The 21,900-nt window shown below is 40.6% G+C and carries 23 protein-coding genes; all 23 read right to left on the bottom strand.

Annotated features, from left to right (window positions below; genetic code table 11):
- Nucleotides 1-18: 18 nt before the first annotated feature.
- Nucleotides 19-1,461: an amidophosphoribosyltransferase gene (purF, locus tag SK608_RS00340; protein ID WP_000220655.1), complete on the bottom strand. Its 1,443-nt coding sequence runs from the start codon at nucleotides 1,459-1,461 to the stop codon at nucleotides 19-21.
- Between the two features lie 92 nt (nucleotides 1,462-1,553).
- On the bottom strand, nucleotides 1,554-5,279 hold the full coding sequence (locus tag SK608_RS00335) for a phosphoribosylformylglycinamidine synthase (protein WP_033675661.1): 3,726 nt from the start codon (nucleotides 5,277-5,279) through the stop codon (nucleotides 1,554-1,556).
- 56 nt (nucleotides 5,280-5,335) lie between these two features.
- On the bottom strand, nucleotides 5,336-6,043 hold the full coding sequence (purC, locus tag SK608_RS00330) for a phosphoribosylaminoimidazolesuccinocarboxamide synthase (RefSeq protein ID WP_033675660.1): 708 nt from the start codon (nucleotides 6,041-6,043) through the stop codon (nucleotides 5,336-5,338).
- Between the two features lie 169 nt (nucleotides 6,044-6,212).
- Nucleotides 6,213-7,562, bottom strand: a complete 1,350-nt coding sequence (gene comB / locus SK608_RS00325) for a competence pheromone export protein ComB (RefSeq protein ID WP_033675658.1) — start codon at nucleotides 7,560-7,562, stop codon at nucleotides 6,213-6,215.
- A gap of 12 nt (nucleotides 7,563-7,574) precedes the next feature.
- Nucleotides 7,575-9,728, bottom strand: a complete 2,154-nt coding sequence (gene comA, locus SK608_RS00320; RefSeq protein ID WP_033675656.1) for a peptide cleavage/export ABC transporter ComA — start codon at nucleotides 9,726-9,728, stop codon at nucleotides 7,575-7,577.
- A gap of 311 nt (nucleotides 9,729-10,039) precedes the next feature.
- A complete protein-coding gene (locus SK608_RS11550; protein WP_033675654.1) occupies nucleotides 10,040-10,228 on the bottom strand; it encodes a hypothetical protein in 189 nt (62 codons plus the stop codon).
- A gap of 388 nt (nucleotides 10,229-10,616) precedes the next feature.
- Nucleotides 10,617-10,823 (bottom strand): hypothetical protein, encoded by a 207-nt coding sequence (locus tag SK608_RS00310; RefSeq protein ID WP_033675653.1) that lies wholly within the window; start codon nucleotides 10,821-10,823, stop codon nucleotides 10,617-10,619.
- 78 nt (nucleotides 10,824-10,901) lie between these two features.
- Nucleotides 10,902-11,081 (bottom strand): hypothetical protein, encoded by a 180-nt coding sequence (locus SK608_RS00305; protein WP_033675650.1) that lies wholly within the window; start codon nucleotides 11,079-11,081, stop codon nucleotides 10,902-10,904.
- Nucleotides 11,082-11,164: 83 nt separating this feature from the next.
- Nucleotides 11,165-11,365: a hypothetical protein gene (locus tag SK608_RS00300; protein ID WP_000478866.1), complete on the bottom strand. Its 201-nt coding sequence runs from the start codon at nucleotides 11,363-11,365 to the stop codon at nucleotides 11,165-11,167.
- Between the two features lie 243 nt (nucleotides 11,366-11,608).
- A complete protein-coding gene (locus SK608_RS00295; RefSeq protein ID WP_033675647.1) occupies nucleotides 11,609-11,788 on the bottom strand; it encodes a Blp family class II bacteriocin in 180 nt (59 codons plus the stop codon).
- Nucleotides 11,789-11,996: 208 nt separating this feature from the next.
- Nucleotides 11,997-12,185, bottom strand: coding sequence for a class IIb bacteriocin, lactobin A/cerein 7B family (locus SK608_RS00285; RefSeq protein ID WP_000180826.1), 189 nt, complete (start codon nucleotides 12,183-12,185; stop codon nucleotides 11,997-11,999).
- A gap of 816 nt (nucleotides 12,186-13,001) precedes the next feature.
- Nucleotides 13,002-13,733 (bottom strand): response regulator transcription factor, encoded by a 732-nt coding sequence (locus SK608_RS00280; protein ID WP_033675642.1) that lies wholly within the window; start codon nucleotides 13,731-13,733, stop codon nucleotides 13,002-13,004.
- Complete coding sequence (locus SK608_RS00275) at nucleotides 13,730-14,662, bottom strand: GHKL domain-containing protein (protein WP_235202138.1); 933 nt, start codon at nucleotides 14,660-14,662, stop codon at nucleotides 13,730-13,732. Before SK608_RS00275 ends, SK608_RS00280 begins: the two co-directional genes overlap by 4 nt.
- Nucleotides 14,663-15,109: 447 nt before the next feature.
- Entirely contained in the window at nucleotides 15,110-15,256 is a 147-nt protein-coding gene (locus SK608_RS00270) for a smi_0057.1 family bacteriocin-like peptide (RefSeq protein ID WP_000425304.1), read from the bottom strand.
- Between the two features lie 152 nt (nucleotides 15,257-15,408).
- On the bottom strand, nucleotides 15,409-16,578 hold the full coding sequence (locus tag SK608_RS00265; RefSeq protein WP_033675638.1) for a PspC-like choline-binding domain-containing protein: 1,170 nt from the start codon (nucleotides 16,576-16,578) through the stop codon (nucleotides 15,409-15,411).
- 112 nt (nucleotides 16,579-16,690) lie between these two features.
- A complete protein-coding gene (locus SK608_RS00260; RefSeq protein WP_033675636.1) occupies nucleotides 16,691-17,542 on the bottom strand; it encodes a C40 family peptidase in 852 nt (283 codons plus the stop codon).
- A 171-nt stretch (nucleotides 17,543-17,713) separates the two neighbouring features.
- Nucleotides 17,714-17,980, bottom strand: a complete 267-nt coding sequence (locus SK608_RS11545; protein ID WP_235202137.1) for an N-acetyltransferase — start codon at nucleotides 17,978-17,980, stop codon at nucleotides 17,714-17,716.
- An 85-nt stretch (nucleotides 17,981-18,065) separates the two neighbouring features.
- Nucleotides 18,066-18,371, bottom strand: a complete 306-nt coding sequence (locus SK608_RS11540) for a hypothetical protein (RefSeq protein ID WP_235202136.1) — start codon at nucleotides 18,369-18,371, stop codon at nucleotides 18,066-18,068.
- 3 nt (nucleotides 18,372-18,374) lie between these two features.
- Nucleotides 18,375-18,569: a hypothetical protein gene (locus SK608_RS11020; protein WP_102211087.1), complete on the bottom strand. Its 195-nt coding sequence runs from the start codon at nucleotides 18,567-18,569 to the stop codon at nucleotides 18,375-18,377.
- An 89-nt stretch (nucleotides 18,570-18,658) separates the two neighbouring features.
- Entirely contained in the window at nucleotides 18,659-18,892 is a 234-nt protein-coding gene (locus tag SK608_RS00250; RefSeq protein WP_000136446.1) for an acyl carrier protein, read from the bottom strand.
- Nucleotides 18,893-18,897: 5 nt separating this feature from the next.
- Complete coding sequence (gene plsX, locus SK608_RS00245) at nucleotides 18,898-19,890, bottom strand: phosphate acyltransferase PlsX (RefSeq protein ID WP_033675634.1); 993 nt, start codon at nucleotides 19,888-19,890, stop codon at nucleotides 18,898-18,900.
- On the bottom strand, nucleotides 19,887-20,657 hold the full coding sequence (gene recO, locus SK608_RS00240) for a DNA repair protein RecO (protein WP_033675632.1): 771 nt from the start codon (nucleotides 20,655-20,657) through the stop codon (nucleotides 19,887-19,889). Before recO ends, plsX begins: the two co-directional genes overlap by 4 nt.
- A complete protein-coding gene (locus SK608_RS00235; RefSeq protein ID WP_033675630.1) occupies nucleotides 20,654-21,823 on the bottom strand; it encodes a pyridoxal phosphate-dependent aminotransferase in 1,170 nt (389 codons plus the stop codon). The genes recO and SK608_RS00235 overlap by 4 nt, the downstream gene beginning before the upstream one ends.
- Between the last annotated feature and the right edge of the window lie 77 nt (nucleotides 21,824-21,900).

Below are 21,900 nucleotides of genomic sequence, written 5' to 3'. Positions count from 1 at the left end.
TAACGGAAGATCTGCCATCTATTTGTAAAAACTGGTCTTTTCTTCCAAACTTCGACGATAGTCTTCTTCATAATCGTAGAGAGGTGTTGGGTAGTCACCGTCAAAGTAAGCGACACAGAGACCACCATTTGGTGCATCTGTTTCAATCCCAATCGAATCAATCAAACCTTCAACAGAGAGGTAAGTCAGGCTGTCAGCTCCAATGATTTGGCGCGTTTCTTCAACCGTGTGATTGGCCGCAATCAGTTCCTGACGAGTCTGGATATCAATCCCATAGAAACATGGATAAGCTAGCGCTGGACTACCAATAGCAACGTGAACTTCAGTCGCACCCGCTTCTTTCAAGAGCTGAACGATACGACGAGAAGTTGTTCCTCGTACAATAGAGTCATCAATCATAACAACACGCTTGCCTTTGACAACACCAGAAACTGCAGACAATTTCATCCGTACCCCTTGCTCCCGCAATTCTTGAGTCGGTTGGATAAAGGTACGTTGGGTGTATTGGTTCTTGATAAGACCCATTTCATTTGGCAAACCAGATTCTTCCGCAAATCCCATGGCTGCGCTGAGGGAAGAATTGGGCACACCGACCACGATATCTGCCTCATGCTTAAATTCACGCGCCAATTGGGCACCCATACGTTTACGTGCCGTATGGACATTGACACCATGAATGTTAGAATCAGGGCGGGCAAAATAGATATACTCCATAGAACAGATTGCTAACTGAGTATCATCTGTATAGCTATCATACTGGATGCCCTTGTCATCAATGATCACAATCTCACCTGGCTTCAAATCACGAATCCATTCAGCACCAATGACTTCAAAAGCACAGGTTTCAGAGGAAACCACCACCGCTCCGTTGGCCATTTTCCCGATAGAAAGCGGACGGAAACCATTGGGGTCAAGAGCCGCAATCAACTTATCCTCAAACAGCAGGATATAGGCAAAGCCACCTTTGACAAGGCTGAGCGCTTCCTTGATTTTGCCCATCAAGTTCGGATTATGACTGCGACGAATAAGATGAGCCAAGATTTCAGAGTCCGAAGTCGCACTGAAAATGGCTCCTCTTTCTTCTAACTCCTTCTTGAGAGTGGCTGCATTGGTCAGATTCCCATTATGAGCCAAGCCAAACTGCATATCGTGAAAACGGAAGAGGAAGGGCTGGATATTATCTACAGAAGCTTCGCCAGCAGTCGCGTAACGCACATGCCCAATCGCACCAGTTCCTGTCAATTTATCTAAGTTAGCCGGATTTCTGAAGACTTCTGATAGAAGACCCATATCGCGATGGCGCTTCAGTTGTCCTTGATCATTGGAGAGAATTCCTGCCCCCTCCTGACCACGGTGCTGAAGACTATGGAGACCAAAATAGGTCAATTTAGCAGCATCTGGATGTCCCCAGATACCGAAAACACCACATTCTTCATTAAGAGATTTTACTTCGTATGTCATTTTTTATACCTAATTTTCATTTGCAATCGTCAAGAGATAAATCTACATAACTTTTACATTACTGATACTATCTATTAGAAAATCTGCAAGTCTTATTTTCCAGTGAAATATTTAACCGCTGACGCAAACAGGTGCTGGTCTTTATTTCCTGGGATGTTTTGGAAAAGACCTTCCTCATAACGCTCTGAGTGGCCCATCTTACCGATGATTTGGCCGTTCTTACTGGTAATTCCTTCGATAGCATGGACAGAACCATTTGGATTGTACTTAGAATCCATACTTGGTTTTCCATCAAAGTCAACATATTGGCTAAAAATTTGTCCATTGTCACGGAGCTCCGCAAATTCCTCAGCCGTCACGACAAACTTCCCTTCACCGTGCGAAACAGGAATAGCGTGGATATCTCCCACTTGCACTCCAGCAAGCCATGGTGAGTTGGTGTTGGCAATGCGAGTTTCCACCATCTTGGCCACGTGTTGGTTGGCATCATTGTAGAAGAGGGTTGGGCTAGTACTAGTAGCTTCTTCAAAATTCCCGTATGGAAGAAGACCTGATTTGACCAAAGCCTGAAATCCATTACAGATACCGATAATCAAGCCACCACGAGCGATAAAGCTATCAATAGCTACACGCACTTTTTCATTGAGCAGAATATTGACGATAAACTTAGCTGAACCATCTGGCTCGTCCGCAGCTGAGAATCCACCTGCAAAGAAGAGGATGTTAGCCTTGCCGATGTTGTCAACCATGGTTTCAACTGACTTGACAATAGCATCTTCATTCAAGGTAACAAATGGCACCAAGTTGACCTCTGCACCTTCTTTTTCGAAGGCCTTGGCTGAGTCATATTCCGAGTTGGTTCCTGGGAAGACTGGGATATAGACCACAGGTTTTTCAACCTTTTCTTTTGCTTTAATCACAACATCTGATACCACAGCTGGTACTTCAGCCAGTTCTTTGGCTTGGGCAAATTCTGTTGGGTAAACTTCCTCCAGTTTGCCTTGGAAGGCACTGTCAAGTTTCTGTCCATCTAGCTTCACACCGTTGACAAGGAGTGTAAAGTCTGCTTTCGTTTGACCGATTTTCTCTACTCCAGCAATTTCTTCAGGAGATGTGAAGACAAATCCGCCCAATTGAGCTGTCAAAGCCGTTTCAAGTTCAGGCAAGGTTACTTCTGCACCGATATGATTTCCAAAGGTAGCAAGGGCCAAACTTTCAAGCACACCACCGTATTTAACAGCTGAAGCTGCTGTTACTTTGTGAGCCTTTTGAAGGGCTTCAAACTGAGCAAAGTTAGACTTAATCAAGTCAAAATCAATCTCTGCAGCAAGAGCTTGACCTGGGATGTAGTAGATGTTTTCACCAGCATTCTTGAACTCTGGCGAAAGCACCTTACGGCTATCTGCCGTCGTCACCACAAAGGCTACCAAAGTTGGTGGCACAGTTAATTCTTCAAAGGTACCAGACATAGAGTCCTTCCCACCGATAGATGGCAAACCAAGCTGAATCTGAGCTTCGATAGAGCCTAGGAGAGCTGCTACTGGCTGACCAAAACGCTCAGCTTGTTTGTCCATGCGTTCGAAATACTCTTGGTAAGAGAAACGAGCCTTAGACCAGTTGGCACCAGCAGCCACCAAACGAGCAGTCGCTTCAATAACCGCATAAGCAGCACCGTGGTATGGAGACCATTCTGCTACATAAGGGTTGAAACCTTGAGCCATGACTGACGCAGTATGAGTCACACCGTGTTGAACTGGCAATTTCTGCACAGATGCCTCAGTTGGTGTGAGTTGGTAGCGACCACCAAGTGGGTGATTAACCGTAGAGCGTCCAACAGAGCAGTCAAAGATAGTCTGCAAGCCTTTTTGACTAGCATGGTTGAGGTCAGATAGAACCCCAAGAGTATCTGCTTCCAGTGTTTCAGCAGATGTTTGACGCTCTTCTGGGAGTTTGACATCCTTGTCAACCACCTTAGCATCAACGACCACGCGCACACCATTGGTATCAAGGAAACGGCGTTCCAAGTCTACAATGGTTTCACCATTCCAGTGCATGACTAGATTTGGTTTTTCAGTCACTGTCGCAACCACAACAGCGTCAATATTTTCTTTGTTACATTCCTCAACGAAGGCATCTACATCCTCAGGACGAACCACCACAGCCATCCGTTCTTGAGATTCAGAGATGGCAATTTCGGTACCGTTCAAACCTTGGTATTTCAATGGCACTTTGTCTAGATCAATTTCAAGACCGTCTGCTAATTCACCAATAGCTACACAGACACCACCAGCACCAAAGTCATTTGATTTTTTGATCAGACGTGTCACTTCACCATTACGGAAAAGACGTTGAATCTTGCGTTCTTCGATAGCATTTCCTTTTTGAACCTCAGCACCAGCAGTTTCAACAGACTCAACTGTTTGAACCTTAGAAGAACCTGTCGCACCACCGACACCATCACGTCCAGTCTTACCTCCAAGGAGGATAATGACATCACCCGCTTCCGGTTTTTCACGGACCACATTGCCCTTAGGAGCCGCACCGACAACAGCACCTAGTTCCATACGCTTAGCAACGAAATCTGGGTGGAAATACTCACGAACGTAGGTCGTCGCAAGCCCAATCTGGTTACCATATGAAGAATAACCATGAGCCGCCGTTTTAGAGATGACTTGTTGTGGCAGCTTACCAGCACGCGTTTCCGAAATCGGTGCGGTAATATCTCCAGCACCCGAGATACGCATGGCTTGGTAAACATATGAGCGACCTGATAATGGGTCACGAATAGCACCACCGATACAAGTAGCCGCCCCACCAAATGGCTCAATCTCAGTTGGGTGATTGTGGGTTTCGTTTTTAAACATGAGGAGCCATGGTTCTTTCACACCATCAACGTCCACTTCGATTTCAACTGAGCAAGCATTGATTTCGTCAGACACTTCCATGTCATCCAAACGTCCATTGGCACGCTCATAACGACCGAAAATAGTCGCCATATCCATCAAGGTTTGTGGTTTTTCAGAACGGCCCAACTCATCACGCATAGCAATATACTTGTCATAGGTCGCCTGCAATTGTTTTTGGAATTTAGAAGCTGAGAAATCAATCTGTTTCAACTCTGTCTCAAAAGTCGTATGACGGCAGTGGTCAGACCAGTAAGTGTCCAAAACCTTGAGCTCTGTTTCCGTCGGCACGCGCCCAATTGACTTAAAGTAGTCTTGGATAAAGAGCAAATCATCCACTTCCATTGCCATCCCTTGCTCGGCTTTGTAGCGGGCAAAATCTTCTGCTGTATAGCTTCCAAAGAAAGTCAATTTAGGAATGGTTTTGTCTGACTCAGAAAATTCCTGCTTGGCAATCCCTGTCGTGATGTCCTTGAAACGAGAATCAACTGGGTTGAGCAAGTAGTTCTTGACCGCTTTCAACTCAGTCGCATCAATATCTTTATTGACCAAGTAAAGTTGGGCTGTATTGACTGTCACATCACTCGAACTTCCTAGTAAAAGCAAGGATTCCTGTGAAGATGCTGCACGCTGGTCAAATTGGCCAGGCAGGCTTTCAATGGCAAAGAAAGCATAGTTGGCAAGATCCGCCTGCACAGCCGCGTCGTCCAAGACATGGTCTGTCACCTGCTCAGAGAAGATGTGTTTCTCTGCAGGCGCAAACAAGCCCTCTGACAAGTCAAATACATCATAAACCTGCACGATACGAATACTTTTCAAGCTTGAAAGTCCCAAGTTGTGCTGGAGTTCTCTCACCAAACTCTCTGACTTGACCTGAAAATCAGCCTTTTTTTCAACAAAAATACGTTTATCCATCAATTCTTATTCCTTTATTTCAGCTCTTGCAATGTTTCCAAATGACCTTGAGGTTGTTATTTCAAACCCTGCAACTTTTCCCAAACAATCTCATAAACGTCTGTCAGTTCTCCCAATCCCCTACGGAAAACATCCTTATCCATGTGGTTGCCATCCGCATCCCACAAACGGCAGTTATCTGGTGAAAATTCATCTGCTAAGATAATCTTGCCATCCTTGTCAAAACCGAACTCTAGCTTAAAGTCAATCAACTTGAGGCCAATCTCAGCAAACCAGGCTTTCAAGAGTTCATTGATACGACGGGTTTCTTCCTTCAAGTAAGCGATTTGCTGGTCATCCGCAATCTGTAGGAATTTCACATGCTCATCATTGATGAATGGATCATCCAAATCATCATTTTTGTAGTAAAATTCAACAATCGGAGTCTCCAAGGCGATTCCCTCATCCACACCAAAACGTTTTGAAAAGGAACCAGCCGTGTAATTGCGAAGCACGACTTCCAAAGGAATAATCTTAACCTTTTTATTGAGTTGTTCCGTATCTGAAAGCTTCTCCACAAAGTGAGTCGCCACACCAGCCTCATTTAATTTCTCAAAAATAAAAGATGAAATCTGATTATTCAACACTCCTTTGCCCGCAATCTGCTCCTTCTTGACACCATTGAAAGCAGTCGCCTGGTCCTTGTAAGTTGAAATAATAAGATTTTCATCTTCAGTTGTATAGATATCTTTAGCTTTTCCCGAATAGATCAATTGTTTTGACATTTTAAAGTTCGCCTTTCGTATTACTTGAGCACATTCTACCATAAAAAACCTAAAATTACAAGAATTTAACCGAATAAATAACGTAGCAACATCAAAAATCATAAAGAAAAAACCGCAAGAAGAATCTTTCTCACAGTTTTAAAATCATTTAACTCTAAAAATACGAACATTACTCTTTGTTCAAAAATTGATCCAAATAATAACGCAGGTAACTTTTCTTGCCCGTAATCATCTGTAGGCGACCTTCCACCCCGTACCGAAGTTTTGCAGCCTGCTCAGAAGTTAGATTAGTCTCCGCCTCAATTTTAAAGAAATTCCCTTTTTCAGTCTTGGTAGCTGTCGCATCAATACTTGTAATAGTAGAATCTAGGAAAAGTTGATTCTTGGCATCATGAGTCGTCGTATAGCGAACAGAATCACCGACCTTGATCCTTGCTACATCTTTTGAGCTTAGATAAGCTGTAAGTTTGGCTTTCCCTTCTTTTTCCAAGGATGGATAGAGTTGAGCTAGTAGGGTACCTTCTGCAACCATGGTAGAATCACTGGTCTCAGGATTAAGATGAAGCACCCCATCCTCACTCGCCGTAATTTTCCCCTTATCTAAAAGATTTCCCTGTACCTTCTTGCCTGACTCTGCCTCCAAGATTTTCTGGTCTACAAGAGTCAATTCCTGACCAACCTTTGCCAAGTGTTGGGATTTGAGAGACTCCAATTGACTGCTTAAGCCTGACGCATAGGCTTGTTGGGCACCTGAACCTGCATACTGGACACGGTAAGAAGCAAGACTAGATTCTAACTGAGAAAGCTGCGCTTCAACCTGCGCCACTGCCTGAGCCTTAGCTTGCGTATTTTCCTCGCCCTGAGACTTGTAGGACTGGTAGAGAGAGTAGGCTAGATTCTGATTGGCCAAGGAAGCGCCTGTTTCAATAGCTGACTTAGCTGTCTGGTAATCGCGAATTTTAGCCTCTGTTTGACTGATGAGGTTGCCGATTTCAGCTTGGGTTTGACTAGCTGCTGCATTCTGGGACGCGATGGTCTCATTTTGTTGCGATGTACTAGCCCTAAGACTGCCTGCTTGACTGATGTAGTCGCGAAAGGTGGCTTGATAGCCAAACTTATCCTCCTCTGGAAAGTGGTTCTCCCCTTCTTGCAGACTCTTTTGCAAATACTCCAATTGCTTTTTTTGATCCTTGAGCATGTCCAACTGACTGGCATAAGACTCCGCTTGGACACCCTCTGCCCCTTCCTGATATTGAACTAACAGTTCTCCCTTTTTAACCAGCTTATTTTCTTCCAAATGATTGACAAGCATACGATTGTTGCTAGTTGACTGGATATTTGCAAGGATTCGACTAGGCTCAACAGTAGCTCTAGTAGACAAACTCATCTCCTTCTCTGCAATAGTTGCAAATCCAAGCAAAAACACGAGCAGAAGGGACATGGGGACAATCACCCGACTGGAAAAATTATGGTAACGACGATTATAAAACTCCGCACTTTCTAAAAATTCTGGTTTCATCCTCTCCTCTTTCTAGCTATTCACCAAATGGGCGTAAAATCCACCCCGTGCAAGCAAATCAGCATGCTTTCCTTCTTCAACAATCTTGCCCTGATCCAAGACAACAACCTTCTCTGTCCGCTCAGCAATGGTCAAGCGGTGGGCGATGAAAATCAAGGTCTTGTCTAAAGCCATGAGATTATCGACAATTCGCTTCTCTGTCAAAATATCCAAACTGCTGGTCGCCTCATCCAAAATCAAGACCGGCGCATCTGTCAAGAGAGCACGCGCCAGAGCGATTCTCTGACGTTGACCACCTGAGATTCCTGCCCCATCCGAAGTCAATTCTGTTTGGTAATTCAGTGGCATACGCTCGATATCCTCCCGAATCTCTGCCAACTCGACCGCCCGTAAGATATCCTCTTGAGTCGTACCTTCCTTTGCTCCCAAAAGAAGATTCTCCAAAATCGTTCCGTTAAAGACATAGGGTTGTTGAGGCAGATAGTTGATGTACTGGCGTAAGGTTTTTTTGTCAATCTGATTAAGATTGACACCACCCAGACTAATCTCCCCTTGACTTGGGTCGTAAAAATTAACCATCATCTTGGCCAATGTCGTCTTACCTGACCCTGAAATTCCCACAAAAGCCACCTTAGAACCCTGCGGAATAGTCAAATTGATATCCGACAAGACATCTCGACCATAGCCATACTTATAGTAAACCTGCTTGAAAGTCATCTCTCCCTTCATCAAGCTCAAATCCTCAACTGTTTTCTTCTCCTCAAACTCAGAAGCTACCAGATAAACCTCATTCAGACGGTTATTGGCAACCTGCGCTGTCTGAAGCTTGGTTTGCAGGTTGATGATATTTTCCAAAGGATTGGTAAAGTAAACCAGCAAGGTATTATAGGTAATCAACTGCCCCAAACTCATCTTGCCATCCATGACCAGAACAGCCCCCATCCAGAGAATGCCGACATTGAGCAAGAGATGGGCAACTTTTTTCAGAGCCTTTTGCTGACTCTCTGCCCGACTATAGGTAAAGGACTTCTTCAGATAATCCACAAATTCCTTGTCAATTTTTTGGTAACGCTGACTTTCACTGGTCAAGGACTTAATAGTCTCAATACCATTGATGTCCTCAATGATAGAAGAAGACAAAACCGCATTGGCTTCCATGGTATCCCGATTCATCTTTTCAAACGGCTTCATAAAGGCAAAGATAATCACTGTGTAGATAGGAAGCGCTAATAAGGTCATGAAAAAGAGATTGGTATTTTGTGAAAATAAAACAAGGGAAATAATGACAACCGTTGACACATCTAGGAAAATCGAAAGAATGGTCGAAGCCAGCGCATCAATGATACTGTTAGCATCCGTGAAACGAGATACGATTTCCCCTGTCCTGCGTGTCGCAAAAAAGGACATAGGCAAGTGAAAAACATGCTTGATATAGGACAAAATCACATCAATCGACAAACGTTGCCCCAAAACAAGTAAGAGATACTCCTGAGCGTAAGACAAGATCTGCTGGAGGATATAGACGATAACCAGTCCAATAGAAATAATCCCCAGTGTCGAACGCATCTGATCTGGCACATAGGTATCAATGATAGACTGCAGATAATAAGAACCCACAATATTAATCAAGGTTACCAAGAGTGTCGCCAAAACGATATTGGCAATCAAGCCACGCTGCTTCACTAATATAGGGATAAAAGAGAGCAGACCATCCTTTTGATCCTTATGAGGCTTGTAGTCTGGACTAGGTGCCATAAACAGAGTCACCCCTGTCCATTCTTCCGCAAAACGCTCACGTGGCAGTTTGGTCAATTTCACCCCAGGATCTGGATCGGCAATATGAATGCTATCCTTATCCTGCCCAGTCACCACATAGTAGTGGAGTAATTTTCCTTCCTTAAGCACATGAGCAACAAAAGGAAAGGTCAAATCTGGCAAGTCAAAGAGCGTCATATCCGCCTTAATGGCCCGCGTCTCAAAACCAATCTCCTCTGCCACCTTGACCAAACCCAAAGCCGTCGTCCCATCCATGGTCGTCTTGGCCAATTCTCGTAAGTGTGCCAAAGAATAGTAACTACCATAGTAGCCAAAAACCATGGCTAATGAAGCTACACCGCAGTCCATCTGATCCACTTGCGGACGATAGTAACGTTTCCCAAATTTCATATTCATCTCCTTTTTCCTAATACTCAATGAAAATCAAAGAGCAAACTAGGAAACTAGCCGCAGGCTGCTCAAAACACTGTTTTGAGGCTGTAGATAGGACTGACGAAGTTAGTCACATATATACGGCAAGGCGACGTTGACGTGGTTTGAATTTGATTTTCGAAGAGTATAAACTCATCTGATAACAACTATCTTACCCCAATCCCCAAACAAAAACTGCACTTCCTTCCCAAATGCGCCTATCTCCCTCCCAAATGCACTTTTAGGATAAAGAAAATAGGCAGAACAAATGTCGTGCCTAAAATATATATTTATTTCTTTTTCTTCCTAATTCTTTTGTCAATCATATATAAAACGATAATCGAAAACACCGGTGGTACAATATAACTCTTTTCACTCATTGTCAGCTGAAATCCCAGAGTTGCTAGTATCTTAAAGATGAAAATATTCATCAAAAATAGAAAAATAAATACTAAAAAATATTTTAAAACCTTCTTCATTCCTTTTCTTCAACTTTCCTAATTTCTACGCCTATTTTATCAAAAATATATGTAAAACTCCAAATAAACACCTCAACTGCACTTTTGGGATAAAAATAGGCAGAACAAACGTCCTACCTACTAAAAATATGCTATTGAAAGGAAAATGATTTTTTTCGGACACCCTAGGCAAGCTTGGAACAAATAAATCATTGATAGCAACATTTACGACATCCTATTTAAAGTTACTTCAATTTTTAATGTCCCTGCTATTTCTAAGCCACCTATGGTATGATCTATTCATAGTCAGAATAGATTATACCGTTCTAAATTACGATTCATAGTTACTCCTTTTTTGATTCGTTACTATAAGACACCTATTCACTATAGAGCGTCTACTACCTCAAATTTATCCATTCTTTTTTTCTTTACTTCTGTATAAAAGAATGAAGACCATCATAAATAATGCAATCGTTGGTATATTGAAACTATCAAACCAAGTAGGTAAAGATACTTTATTCATATCAGCTACTAATCTGATGATTATATAAGACATCGAACTAAGTAATACCATGATTTCAGGCAAAACTTTCAATACTGATTTAACGAATTTCATATTAAACTCCAATGTGATGCATTCTTAGATTCTACCCTAGCCATTTTCAGCTCAGACTAACAAGTCATTCTTAGCTGCTTACTCTACTTGCTTTTTATTGACCTTATATCCTAGATAAAAGAGCCCAAATAAAACGGGGTAAATTTCTGGATAAAATAGGGTATTGATCGGATTTTTCAAAATCAAATACGTTGCGATGTAGATTATGAGAGATATGGTAAAATAACCCTCAGCAAAACCTAATAAGAATTGTTTCATGGTAGACTCCTATTTACCTGACAAGAATGGCGGAAAAATGCTGCCATTCACATACACAAAATCCTTTTGATTCATGTTCTTCATTACTCCTTTGTATTATATTTTATTGCTATGTAAATGAGTAAAATGAGTATTGGATAAGTAAATACTTCTGAAATATCCATAAAATTTACACTATACTGTCCAGATAATATTTTATAATCAATTAAAATTTGAACGATAGTAAAAATAATACGTAGCGATAACAATACCCCTAATAATATCACTTCTTTTTTTAAAAACATAGAAATGCCTCTCTGACTACAATCAGATTATGGTCTATTCGCATAATACCCCAAAGCTGCTCCAACTTATTCACTTTGCTCTACGATTTCAAATTGATTCAAATTTTGCATGTTATATCCCTCTTTAAATAATACTAGCTAAGCCAATAGTGACTCCCACTAATAAACCTACCATCCCTGAGGCTGATATAATAGCCACAAATTCGTTTGAAAAATTTATTGATTTCTCCAAAGTGTTTTATCTTATCTGAAGTAACCCCATGCAACTAGCCCTACAGCAGATAAACCACCGACAACATACCCTGCAACCTTGATTCCTACTGGAACTGCTACTACTGCTGCAGGAAGTACTCCTCCATCAACTGTTGCTAGTTCTTTTTCTGTCATTTCTGTAAACTGATTATCATTTACTAAAATATTCATTTTAAGTTCTCCTTGCTCCTATTCACTTTTGCTTTAAATATTTCTTTTTTATTAATATAGTATGTCAATGCTACTAACAAAATACAGATCCCCAACGATACCTTCTCTAAATTAAGTAGAGAATAAATTAATAATATGCTGTAAGCTATTAAAGCAGATCCTATATATATTTTTTTTAATATTCTATTCATAAAACTTACTCAAAGTCTTATTTTAGATTTTTTCCAACTTGATAAAGACCTGCTCCCAGTATAATAGCCCCTCCTGTTACAGAAAAACCTTTAAACGCCGCTACTCCAAACGCAACTACTAGTGGTGCAATTCCCCCATCTACATTCATCAACTCTTCTTCTGTAAGAGCTACAAAGTTCTGTTCCATTTTGTCAAAATTTGTCATCTTTTTTCTCCTTTATTTCTATTTTTTAGTTTACGATTTCTGGCTCTTAAACCATTTTAAAAACCAGAATAGATAAATTACTGAATTCCTTTTCGTCTCACTTATCTATTTGAGAAGTGATTTAAAATGAACAGGTAGATTTCATTTATTTTAAATACCATTTGATAAACCATGGCAATAAGATTGGTAAATACATCGCGTAGTCTCCTCCCTTTTCGTCTCACTTATTTATTCGAAAAATAATTCGAAAATGTACAACTAAATTAAATTTTATTTCAAAAATAATTTAATGTACCATGAATAGAAAATCGGTAGATACATAAGCCAGGCTCCTTTCCTTTTCCTCTTACTTATCTATTCGAAAAAAATTTCGAAAATGTACAACTAAATTAAATTTATTTGAAAAATAATTTAGTAAACCACGGATAAAAAATTGGTAGATACATAAACCAGGCTCCTTTCTTTTTCCTCTTACTTATCTATTCGAAAAACAATTCGAAAATACACAACTAAATTAAATTTTATTTCAAAAATAATTTAATGTACCATGAATAGAAAATCGGTAGATACATAAACCAGACTCCTTTCTGTTTCCTCTTACTTATCTATTCGAAAAAAATTTCGAAAATGTACAACTAAATTAAATTTATTTAAAAAATAACTCAGTGAACCATGGGTGAAACATTGATATAAACATGAACTAGGCTCCTTTCCTTTTCCTCTTACTTATCTATTCGAAAAGGAAGTCAAAAAAATAAGAATATCAGAAAATTTTCCGACATTCTTATTGATAAACTCATCCAAGTCTAACAGATATTAGACATTGAGATGTTTTTTAAGGGTTCTTCTGGCTGTTCGTGATACGGGGAAGTGCAGACCTTCTAACAGAGTTACTTCTGTCGCAGTCATCTCTTCAATGGCCTGTAAACTGACCAACGTATTGCGATTGGCATAGACAAAGTAATCTTTTTCAGCCTTTGCAGCGATATCCTTGAGACTACCATAAATGGTTTTGATAGAATGATTGGCATAATAAACCTTGATACGATGGGATTCCACTGAGGTTTCAAAGGCTAAAATCTCATGGTAGGGCAGAGTAAAGCCCCGTCTTCCCTCAAAACTATAGGTAAAGAGACGCATATTTTCCCTCTTGTCCACTGCCAGTACATAGTCCAGACAGCGCTCCAACTGATAACGGTAATCTTCCTCTGGCTGATCCTTGGAAATAAAATCCAAGGCAGACAAGTGATAGCGAAAAGCTAGAGGCAAGGCCTCCGAGTGCGTGGACACAAAGACAATACTTGTAAAGGGATCTCGCTCCCGAACCTGTTGAGCAACCTGAAAGCCCCGTTCACGCTCTCCATCAATCTCTAAATCTAATAAATAGAGCTGGTAATGGTCAAAATACTGAGAATACTTTTCAACATCTCCATAGCTTTTGGCAATATCAATTTCCAATCTCAAATTGCGAGAGCGACCGATATCTAGTAAAGTCTGCTCTATCCGTCCCTGCTGAACTCTATCGTCTTCCAAAACTAAAATTCTCATTCCTCTCCCCCTCGTTTCTCATCCTTAAATGGCAATTCTAAATCTTGTCTAAAAGTCGTCTCTCCTAGCTGGGTATCTAAGTTTAAATCATAATGAAAAACCATATCTTCCAAGGTCGCTAAGCCCAGTCCACTGTGGTTACCCTTGGTAGAGTAACCCTTTTGACTGAGAATGCTGGGATTCAGTTCTTCTTTCTTACGAGTGTTTTCAATGATAAAACGGACACTCCTATCACCTGCCAACAAAGCAACCCGAATCTGCGGATTTTCTGCCTCACTAGCTGCCTCTAAGGCATTTGTCGTGAGGATAGAGAGGATACGGATAGCCTCCAACATCGGCAAAGCCAGCTCTTCGACAACCCCCACCGTCTCCAAACTAAAATGAATTCCCTGATTATCTGCCACAATCATGGCTTTTGCCAAGGTATTACGAATGGCTATGTCATGGATATTGTGAAGATTAAAGGCCGTGTAGTCCGCCTTTCTCAGCTTTTCATTGGTCTTCAGAAAGACATCTTGATAAATGGTAGACACCTCAGCCATATCTTGATTCGCTATGGCAGGCTCCATGCTAGCGACAATCCCTGCAAAATCATGACGGAAACCTCGAACCTCATCATAGAGATGACCCAACTTATCCACCATCCCTTGCAAGGAACGATTTTCTTCTTCCTGTCTCTGAATGGTCTGCTCATCACGATAAACCTGCTCTAAGTGTCTGATATAAAAGAGCCAGGAGAAAAAGAGAATGAAAATCAGGAGAGAAATGGTCGTGTCAAAGCGAACGTAAAAAGAACTATTTCTATTGGTCATGAACGAAGAGAATATCCTAAATCCAGTCAGAGGTAGGATAATGAAAAAGCTCTTACGATAGTGGGTTTTAAAAGTATCTGAAAAGAATAAATCCAAATCCAAAGACCAACGCTTCATAATTTTACAACATAGAAAGATTGATAATAAATCAAATATAGATATATATAAAGTAGAAAACGAATCTACGAAACAACAATGCTCACCAGATAATACACGAATCCAAATTGTCAAAAATAAATAACGAATACTTTGAAAGAAGAGAAAAAGATACAGAGAAAGAAAAAGAGATTCCCCTTTTCCCTTGTGCAATACTAATAAAAAAATACAGTAAAAGTAGATAAGAACTCCTATATGAAATAATTCTCCAAATGTTTGACGAGCAGATAAACTAATTAAAAATATAAGTATCCAATAACGTTTTTTATAAAATTCTGGGGAAATTTGAGCACCCAAATAAATAGTAGGCACTATGGTTGAAACGACTACCAACAGTAGATATATCACAGAAAATAAGAATTCTAAAATAAGCATAAATAAATCTAATCTCTAACTAATACTGTGAATTTAAGCAACGTGTCTACCCGTACCAAATAATTTATTGCACCATTTTACAGTATCTTCAAAAATCCCTCCACCATTCACTTCCTCCAAAACCTCTGGAGTTAACTCTTCAAATTGTTCCAATTCTACAAATGTATTTTTCATTTCCATGACAGACTCCTTTTCATTATTTTATAGATAACTCTATCCCCTGCTCCATCTACAAAAGGCTTTAGTTTCCTTTTAAAATACAAGAAATCTAAAGCCTCCTGAAAATGGTATATTGGTTAGAGCGTTAACGATTAGTTGTGAAGATGTTATTTTTATTTAACCACAACCACTTTATAATATTCGTTTGAGTGTGGAGATTCAATCTTAATTTTTTCACCGTATAAACCATCGATTTCTTTATCCAGATAATCTGAAACTCCTGATGGCAAGCGTTTCATCTTAAGAATTTCACCAGATTGATCCGCATAGGCTAGGAAGTGATAGTGGGTTGTAGCCATACCATCATCAATTAATACAAAGTAACCTGTTTTGAGCTTACCTTGCTCATTTTCTAAATAGTATAGTTTATTGTTATTGATTGTAAAGTGGGTAGCTCCAAGACGAAGTCGTGCACCTGGATTTTCTAAATAGACATCATTGCCAACTTTTTTAATCTCTGAATAGGTTGTCATTGCTGGGATATTAACCACACGATGTCCATTTTCATCAAAGTAGTAGCGATTTGGTAAGTTTTGGAAGTTCTGTACAACTGCCTTAGGATCAATTTCTTGTCCTTCTTCTTTATTATCCACTAGAGCTAAGGTTGTATTTGCAACCTCATCTCCATATTTATTAGAAAACTTCTTGAACTCTGGTCTGATATACCAAGCATTTTTTTCAATAATAACATCGTCACCTTTAGCATTTAGCAAATATTCTTGCCCATCTCCAAGTTTGACAATATCATGAATACTGTATCCAGCATCTTTTCTATTTGCTAGATAGCCATCCTTACCAATAACATAACTTTCCCCATCACTGGCTGGGACAGCTCTATCTGCGACCATAGCACCTGATTTTTCAAAGTAAGACCATTTACCATTTGGAGTCGCCCATCCTGTTGCCATAGCGCCACTGTCTTTGAGGTAATACCATGTAGATCCTTCTTTGTACCAACCTGTACGCATAGCACCACTATTTGCTAGTGAGTACCATGTATTTCCTTCCTTGTACCAGCCAGTACGCATGGCGCCACTATCTGCTAGTGAATACCAAGTATCACCGTCTTTGAACCAGCCTGTCTGCATTTTTCCAGAACCGTCAAAATGGTACCAAGAACCAGCATTTTGTACCCATTTATCCTTAGCTAGACTGCCATCTTGAGAAAGATTCCAGTCAGCACCATTTTTAACCCAAGTATCTGCAGCCTGTGCTTGGTTGATAGATAAAAGCAGACCAGCACCTGCAAGCAAACCAAGAGTAAGTAATTTAGATTTTTTCATAGCTATTTCCTCCTTTATTGAACAGCTATAAGAGGGCTTCCCCTCTTTATTTAGCTATATTCTAATACTTTTCATTGTCAAAGTCAATAATATTGTGAAAAATTAGACAATATTACCAATATCTACGAATTGTATTTTGAGTAATACCGTATTGATCCATATAAGAAACATATTGACCTGGATACGGAGCATGAACTACCTTTCCACCACCAACATAAATACCTACATGGTCATTTGTCTCTTCACTATTATACAAAATCAAATCTCCAGCTTGTTGAGAACCATTACTTACATAGCTTCCTCCTGTTGCTTGACCATAGGTCACTCTAGGAATACTAATATCAAACTTAGCATGAATAGCCATCGTAAATCCTGAGCAATCTACGCCACTATTCAAATCTGCCCCACCCCAAACATATGGGATTTTCCCTACAAATGTCTCGGCATATTCACCAAGTGCCTGTCCACGATTTTCTACCCATACACCACTTTCTCTAAAGAAATATGGTGTACCATTCACACGTTGATAACCAGTGACCATAGCACCACTAGCAGATAAGTAGTAATAATTACCATCAGGTTGAATCCAAGTATTTTCTTTCATCCATCCTTGGTCATCAAAATAGTACCACTTGCCATCTAATTGTTCCCAATTTTTAGCATAACCACCTGAACCGTATTTAAACCACCATTTACCATTGGTTTGCATCCATGTTCCTTTCGGATCACGATATTGATTGAAAGCTTTCTTCTCTTGATTTCCCTCTGCTTGGGTTTCTTTATCTTCAAAACCAATCAATTTTACTTGATCAGCTTCTTCAGCTTTTATCTTGCCTTGATTAACTAATTGAGCAATCGCTTCTTTCTCACTTGCTGATGGGGAATCAGCATAGGCTACCGTAGTATTTGCTAGGAGAACGCCTCCTGCAAGAACTAACAAACTAGAATAAAGATATTTTTTCATCGTGAAAATCCTTTCTTTTTTCTCCTTTTTGGAGATTGATTTTTTCTGACTCTATTATATCCCTTATGTCTCCTCAGATTTCTACTGTCCCTAGAAAGACTAAATCTGTTCCTAAACGGTCACTTGAACCAAATAAAAAATTCCAAAGCAAGTGCCTTGGAACTCCTATATTTACTCAACAATCACTTTTGTCATATCAAGAGCCATTGGTTGATAGTATACATCAGGGTGCTTATTATCCCTAATAATCTCACCGTATTCAACAAAACCAAACGATTTATAAAAATTAATCACTTTATCTTCATTGACACTATCCAAATAAACCATTTTCCCCCCTAAAATGCTCTGGGCTAATTGAATTTTGTCAACAACTAATTCCATAACTTGCTGACCAGTAATTTTATTAAAGTGTAAATTTCTTCCAAATTGAGCAATCAAAAGTCCTGGTATATAATTTAAGTTTCTAGCGTTTTTCCCACTTAAAACAAAAGATTTTTTGCTGTCATTATCTAATTCTTGAACATTAACAATTTTTAATGTTAGTGTAAAAAAAACCTAAAATCTCAAATCTCTCTCCTGATATCTCTTGATCAATAATAATAAAATTTCTCGATTTATGTGTCAGCTCTGTTGTAATTGCATCATTTTTAAGATACTCTAACATATCCTCATTTTTACCAAACGACACTTGCTCAGAAACAATCTTAGAGAAGTTCTCACGGACTTTTTGACGTATTCTCTGTTCATTAGTATATTCAGGATTTCTAGTAATAACGGTTTGTCGTATGAATTTGATGACATCCCCTAGTGGTAAGGCATATAATTTCATACTTTATCTTACCAGCTTCTCTAGACCTAGTAAGGAAGGTTGTTCTTGTTTATCTGTATTCTTTTTGATAATATCAAGCAACAAATCAGTTGATTTAGAGGCTTGAATTTTTTCAAAATCTTCTTTTGTGAGTGTGATATCACGAGTAATACTAAATGTAGCCACGAGTATACTTCCTTTCTCTTCTAATAAGTCCATTATAACGTGTTTTTCCCATTTTTACAAGGATATCCGATATTCCTCATTTCTAAAAACCATCTACTTCCGTTGTCTTGGAACTCCGATTGCTATTTTCCTTGAATAATCTTAACCACATCTCCTACACTTTGGAGTTGGTCAATTTCCTCATCGCTGATTTCGATATTAAATTCATCTTCCAGTGTCAAGATAAACTCCATCAAGTCAACTGAGTCCGCATCCAAATCGTCTTTCAGACTCAAGGATTCTGTCACGACAAAGTCCTCTCCCTGTCGCTCTTGGATAATGGTCACAATACGGTCAAAAATTTCTTTTTCTGTCATCTCTTTTATTCTCCTGAAAATTCGCGCGCAGTCTGGGCAACTACGTCTGTTTCTAGCATGGTACGAATCTGGCGGATTGTACTATACACAGCCTTGGCATCGCTTGAGCCATGAGTCTTGACAACCGGTGCCTTGACACCAAACAAGACTGCTCCACCAACATCTGAGTAGTTGAGCTGTTTTTTCAAACCTCTAAGGCTATCCTTGAGAAGGAGTGCGCCTAGTTTCGCTCGAAGACCACCACCTGTAATAGCTGTCTTGAGCAAGCCCATGATTCCCATGGCTGTCCCTTCGATAGATTTGAGCACAGCGTTTCCCGTGAAACCATCTGCCACAACAACATCCGCAACGCCATTCATCAAATCACGCGCTTCCACATTTCCGATAAAGTTCAAACTCGCATCAGCCGCCAGTAATTCATAAGTTTCCTTACGAAGCGGGTCGCCCTTACTACTCTCTGTTCCGTTATTGAGCAAACCAACACGTGGTTGCGCAATTCCACGAACATTTTTAGCATAGAAAGAACCTAGAACCGCGTATTGATGGAGGTGCTGGGCTGTATTTTCCGCATTAGCACCAAGGTCCAGCATGTCAAACCCCTTCCCACCTACAGTCGGCAAGGTTGACATAAGTCCAGGACGGTCGATATTCTTGATACGACCCACGATGAAGAATCCTGCAGCCAACAAGGCACCTGTATTCCCAGCTGAAAGGACAGCGTCTGCTTCACCCTCTTTGACAGCCTTGGCCGCCAATACCATACTGGCATTTTTCTTCTTCCGAACAGCTCTCGTAGGTTCATCGTCTGAATCAATCTTTTCATCCGTATGGATAATGCTGACGCGCTCTGTGGCTGTCAGATATTGCTTGATTTTAGCTTCATCTCCGTAGAGTTGAACCTCGATATCTGAAAAGTCAGCTAGGGCTTGATTGACACCCTCAACGATGGCCTGGGGTGCGTAATCGCCTCCCATGGCATCTACTGCGATTTTTTTCATTTCTTTTCCTCTTTTAGTAATTGTCCCCAGTCTGCTAGGGAATCAATAAATTTCTTTGATTTTAGGTGAATCCCAACGTACTCTTCGTAGAGTTGATCCATAAATTGGCGTAAGTCTTGCTTGATTTCAGGCTTGAGCGAAATGGTCTCCAAGGTCTCAAAATCAATGGCTTGAAACTGATTGAGCAGATAGGGGATATTGGGATTGAGATGGCAACGTCTCTCATCTTCATGATAATGATCTGGACAGAGGCAGGCTCCATATTTGAAAGAAAAGTCAAAAGCCTGACCGACCCGATGGCAGAATACACACTCATTAAAATTGAGGCTGATTCCAAATCGAGTCAAGATTTGGATTTCAAAAATATTGGTCAAAACTTGATAATCCAAGCCAGCTTCCATCAACTCCAAAGTCTTTTGTAAAAAAGTAAACAAGGGGGCATCTTGCTGATTGTCCTGCAAACTAGCATCGGCAAGAGCTGCTACGTAGGTCGCATAAGCCATGACAAAGAGATCGCTATTAATCTTGGGAAAAGTCATCACCTCATGATAGTCCTCAATGTAACTGAGCCCATCATCATTGATTCGTAAGAGAAATCGTGCCAGCACCAAGGGCTGAATAACCGGTGCCAGCTTAGACTGGCCAGCATGTTTGACAAAAAACATGCGTTTGCCAGCCTGCTCTGTAAAAATCTTGACTAGCTTGTCATCCTCACGAAAGTTACGATTGTAGAGCACTAAGCCTTGACTCGTGATAGACTGAATCATGCTTCTCTCATGTACTCCTCAAGTCGTTTCATAGCTTCTTTGATAGTCTCCATGCTCGCTGCATAAGACAGGCGAACATATCCTTCTCCGTAACGCCCAAAGGCAGCTCCAGGGATAAAAGCAACGGCCTTCTTCTGAGCAAAATCCTTCAGAAAAGCAAAGGAATCTTGATTGTAATCCGCTGGAATCTTAGCAAAGATATAGAAGGCACCGTCTGGTTTGATAATCTCAAAACCAAGAGCAGTCATTTTCTCGATAATATAGTCCCGACGCTGGATGTATTCCTTCTTCATAGGCTCCGCATCGTTTTTACCAGCTGTCAAGGCTTCCACCGCAGCATGTTGAGCCATAGTATTTGCGGCAGTCACCAAGTACTGGTGACTCTTGATTAACTGGGCTGTGAAGGCCACAGGAGCGAAAATCAGACCCAAACGCCAACCAGTCATAGCATGCGATTTAGACAAACCATTGATAATGATAGCCTGGTCTCTCAACATAGTTCCCAGAGACACATGGGCTTCGCCTGTATAGGTCAATTCTGAGTAAACCTCATCACAGACAACGAAAATCTCATACTTGCGTAAAACAGCTGCCAAGGCCTCCAACTGCTCCCGACTATAGGTAATTCCTGTCGGATTAGCCGGATAGTTGAGAATAACCGCCTTGAGCTTATCACCCTGCTCGAGAATAGCTTTCTCTAGCATTTCTGGTGTCAAGACAAACCCATTTTCAGTTGTGTCAATCTCGACAACCTCTGCCCCAACTAGATTGACAATCGGTTCATAACCCGGATAAGCAGGAGCTGGCAAAAGTACCTTGTCTCCCTCTTCCAAAATAGCTGTCAAGGTAGCAGATAAGGCCTCTGTCGCCCCAATTGTAACCAAGATTTCATTTTCAGGAGCATAGTCCAGTTGATACTTTTCCTTAACAAAATCACTGGCCGCCTGACGTAGAGTCAGCAGACCACTCATCCCTGTATAGTAGGATTGGTTCTGATCAATCGCTCGCTTGGCCGCCTCCTTGACATGATCTGGCGTTGTAAAATCAGGTTCCCCCAAGGTCAAACGCAAGACCCCAGGAATCTCCGAAATAGCCTGGTCAAACTGACGAATCAACGAAACTTGAATCTTATCTAACTGTTTATTAAAGCGCTTAGTTAAGTCCATAGATACCTCCTACTGTAAAAACGTATCTCTATTATACTACAAAAGCCCCCCGACCGCAAAAATACATGATAGAATAG

Origin of the sequence: Streptococcus mitis subsp. hohhotensis (assembly GCF_000722775.1) — a bacterium.
GTDB classification, from domain to species: domain Bacteria; phylum Bacillota; class Bacilli; order Lactobacillales; family Streptococcaceae; genus Streptococcus; species Streptococcus carlssonii.
Note: the sequence above shows the minus strand (reverse complement) of the source record. Positions and strands in the feature narration are given on the sequence as shown.

Coding starts and splice junctions, on each gene's coding strand:
- SK608_RS00305 (WP_033675650.1), bottom strand. CDS start 11,081: ATGAAACAATTCTTATTAGGTTTTGCTGAGGGTTATTTTACCATATCT.
- purF (WP_000220655.1), bottom strand. CDS start 1,461: ATGACATACGAAGTAAAATCTCTTAATGAAGAATGTGGTGTTTTCGGT.
- SK608_RS11540 (WP_235202136.1), bottom strand. CDS start 18,371: ATGAAATTATATGCCTTACCACTAGGGGATGTCATCAAATTCATACGA.
- SK608_RS00280 (WP_033675642.1), bottom strand. CDS start 13,733: ATGAGAATTTTAGTTTTGGAAGACGATAGAGTTCAGCAGGGACGGATA.
- SK608_RS00260 (WP_033675636.1), bottom strand. CDS start 17,542: ATGAAAAAATATCTTTATTCTAGTTTGTTAGTTCTTGCAGGAGGCGTT.
- comA (WP_033675656.1), bottom strand. CDS start 9,728: ATGAAATTTGGGAAACGTTACTATCGTCCGCAAGTGGATCAGATGGAC.
- SK608_RS00275 (WP_235202138.1), bottom strand. CDS start 14,662: ATGAAGCGTTGGTCTTTGGATTTGGATTTATTCTTTTCAGATACTTTT.
- recO (WP_033675632.1), bottom strand. CDS start 20,657: ATGATTCAGTCTATCACGAGTCAAGGCTTAGTGCTCTACAATCGTAAC.
- SK608_RS11020 (WP_102211087.1), bottom strand. CDS start 18,569: ATGGACTTATTAGAAGAGAAAGGAAGTATACTCGTGGCTACATTTAGT.
- purC (WP_033675660.1), bottom strand. CDS start 6,043: ATGTCAAAACAATTGATCTATTCGGGAAAAGCTAAAGATATCTATACA.
- SK608_RS11550 (WP_033675654.1), bottom strand. CDS start 10,228: ATGAAGAAGGTTTTAAAATATTTTTTAGTATTTATTTTTCTATTTTTG.
- SK608_RS00285 (WP_000180826.1), bottom strand. CDS start 12,185: ATGACAAATTTTGACAAAATGGAACAGAACTTTGTAGCTCTTACAGAA.
- SK608_RS00310 (WP_033675653.1), bottom strand. CDS start 10,823: ATGAAATTCGTTAAATCAGTATTGAAAGTTTTGCCTGAAATCATGGTA.
- SK608_RS00300 (WP_000478866.1), bottom strand. CDS start 11,365: ATGTTTTTAAAAAAAGAAGTGATATTATTAGGGGTATTGTTATCGCTA.
- SK608_RS00265 (WP_033675638.1), bottom strand. CDS start 16,578: ATGAAAAAATCTAAATTACTTACTCTTGGTTTGCTTGCAGGTGCTGGT.
- SK608_RS00250 (WP_000136446.1), bottom strand. CDS start 18,892: ATGACAGAAAAAGAAATTTTTGACCGTATTGTGACCATTATCCAAGAG.
- SK608_RS00335 (WP_033675661.1), bottom strand. CDS start 5,279: ATGGATAAACGTATTTTTGTTGAAAAAAAGGCTGATTTTCAGGTCAAG.
- SK608_RS00295 (WP_033675647.1), bottom strand. CDS start 11,788: ATGAATATTTTAGTAAATGATAATCAGTTTACAGAAATGACAGAAAAA.
- SK608_RS00270 (WP_000425304.1), bottom strand. CDS start 15,256: ATGGAAATGAAAAATACATTTGTAGAATTGGAACAATTTGAAGAGTTA.
- SK608_RS00235 (WP_033675630.1), bottom strand. CDS start 21,823: ATGGACTTAACTAAGCGCTTTAATAAACAGTTAGATAAGATTCAAGTT.
- plsX (WP_033675634.1), bottom strand. CDS start 19,890: ATGAAAAAAATCGCAGTAGATGCCATGGGAGGCGATTACGCACCCCAG.
- comB (WP_033675658.1), bottom strand. CDS start 7,562: ATGAAACCAGAATTTTTAGAAAGTGCGGAGTTTTATAATCGTCGTTAC.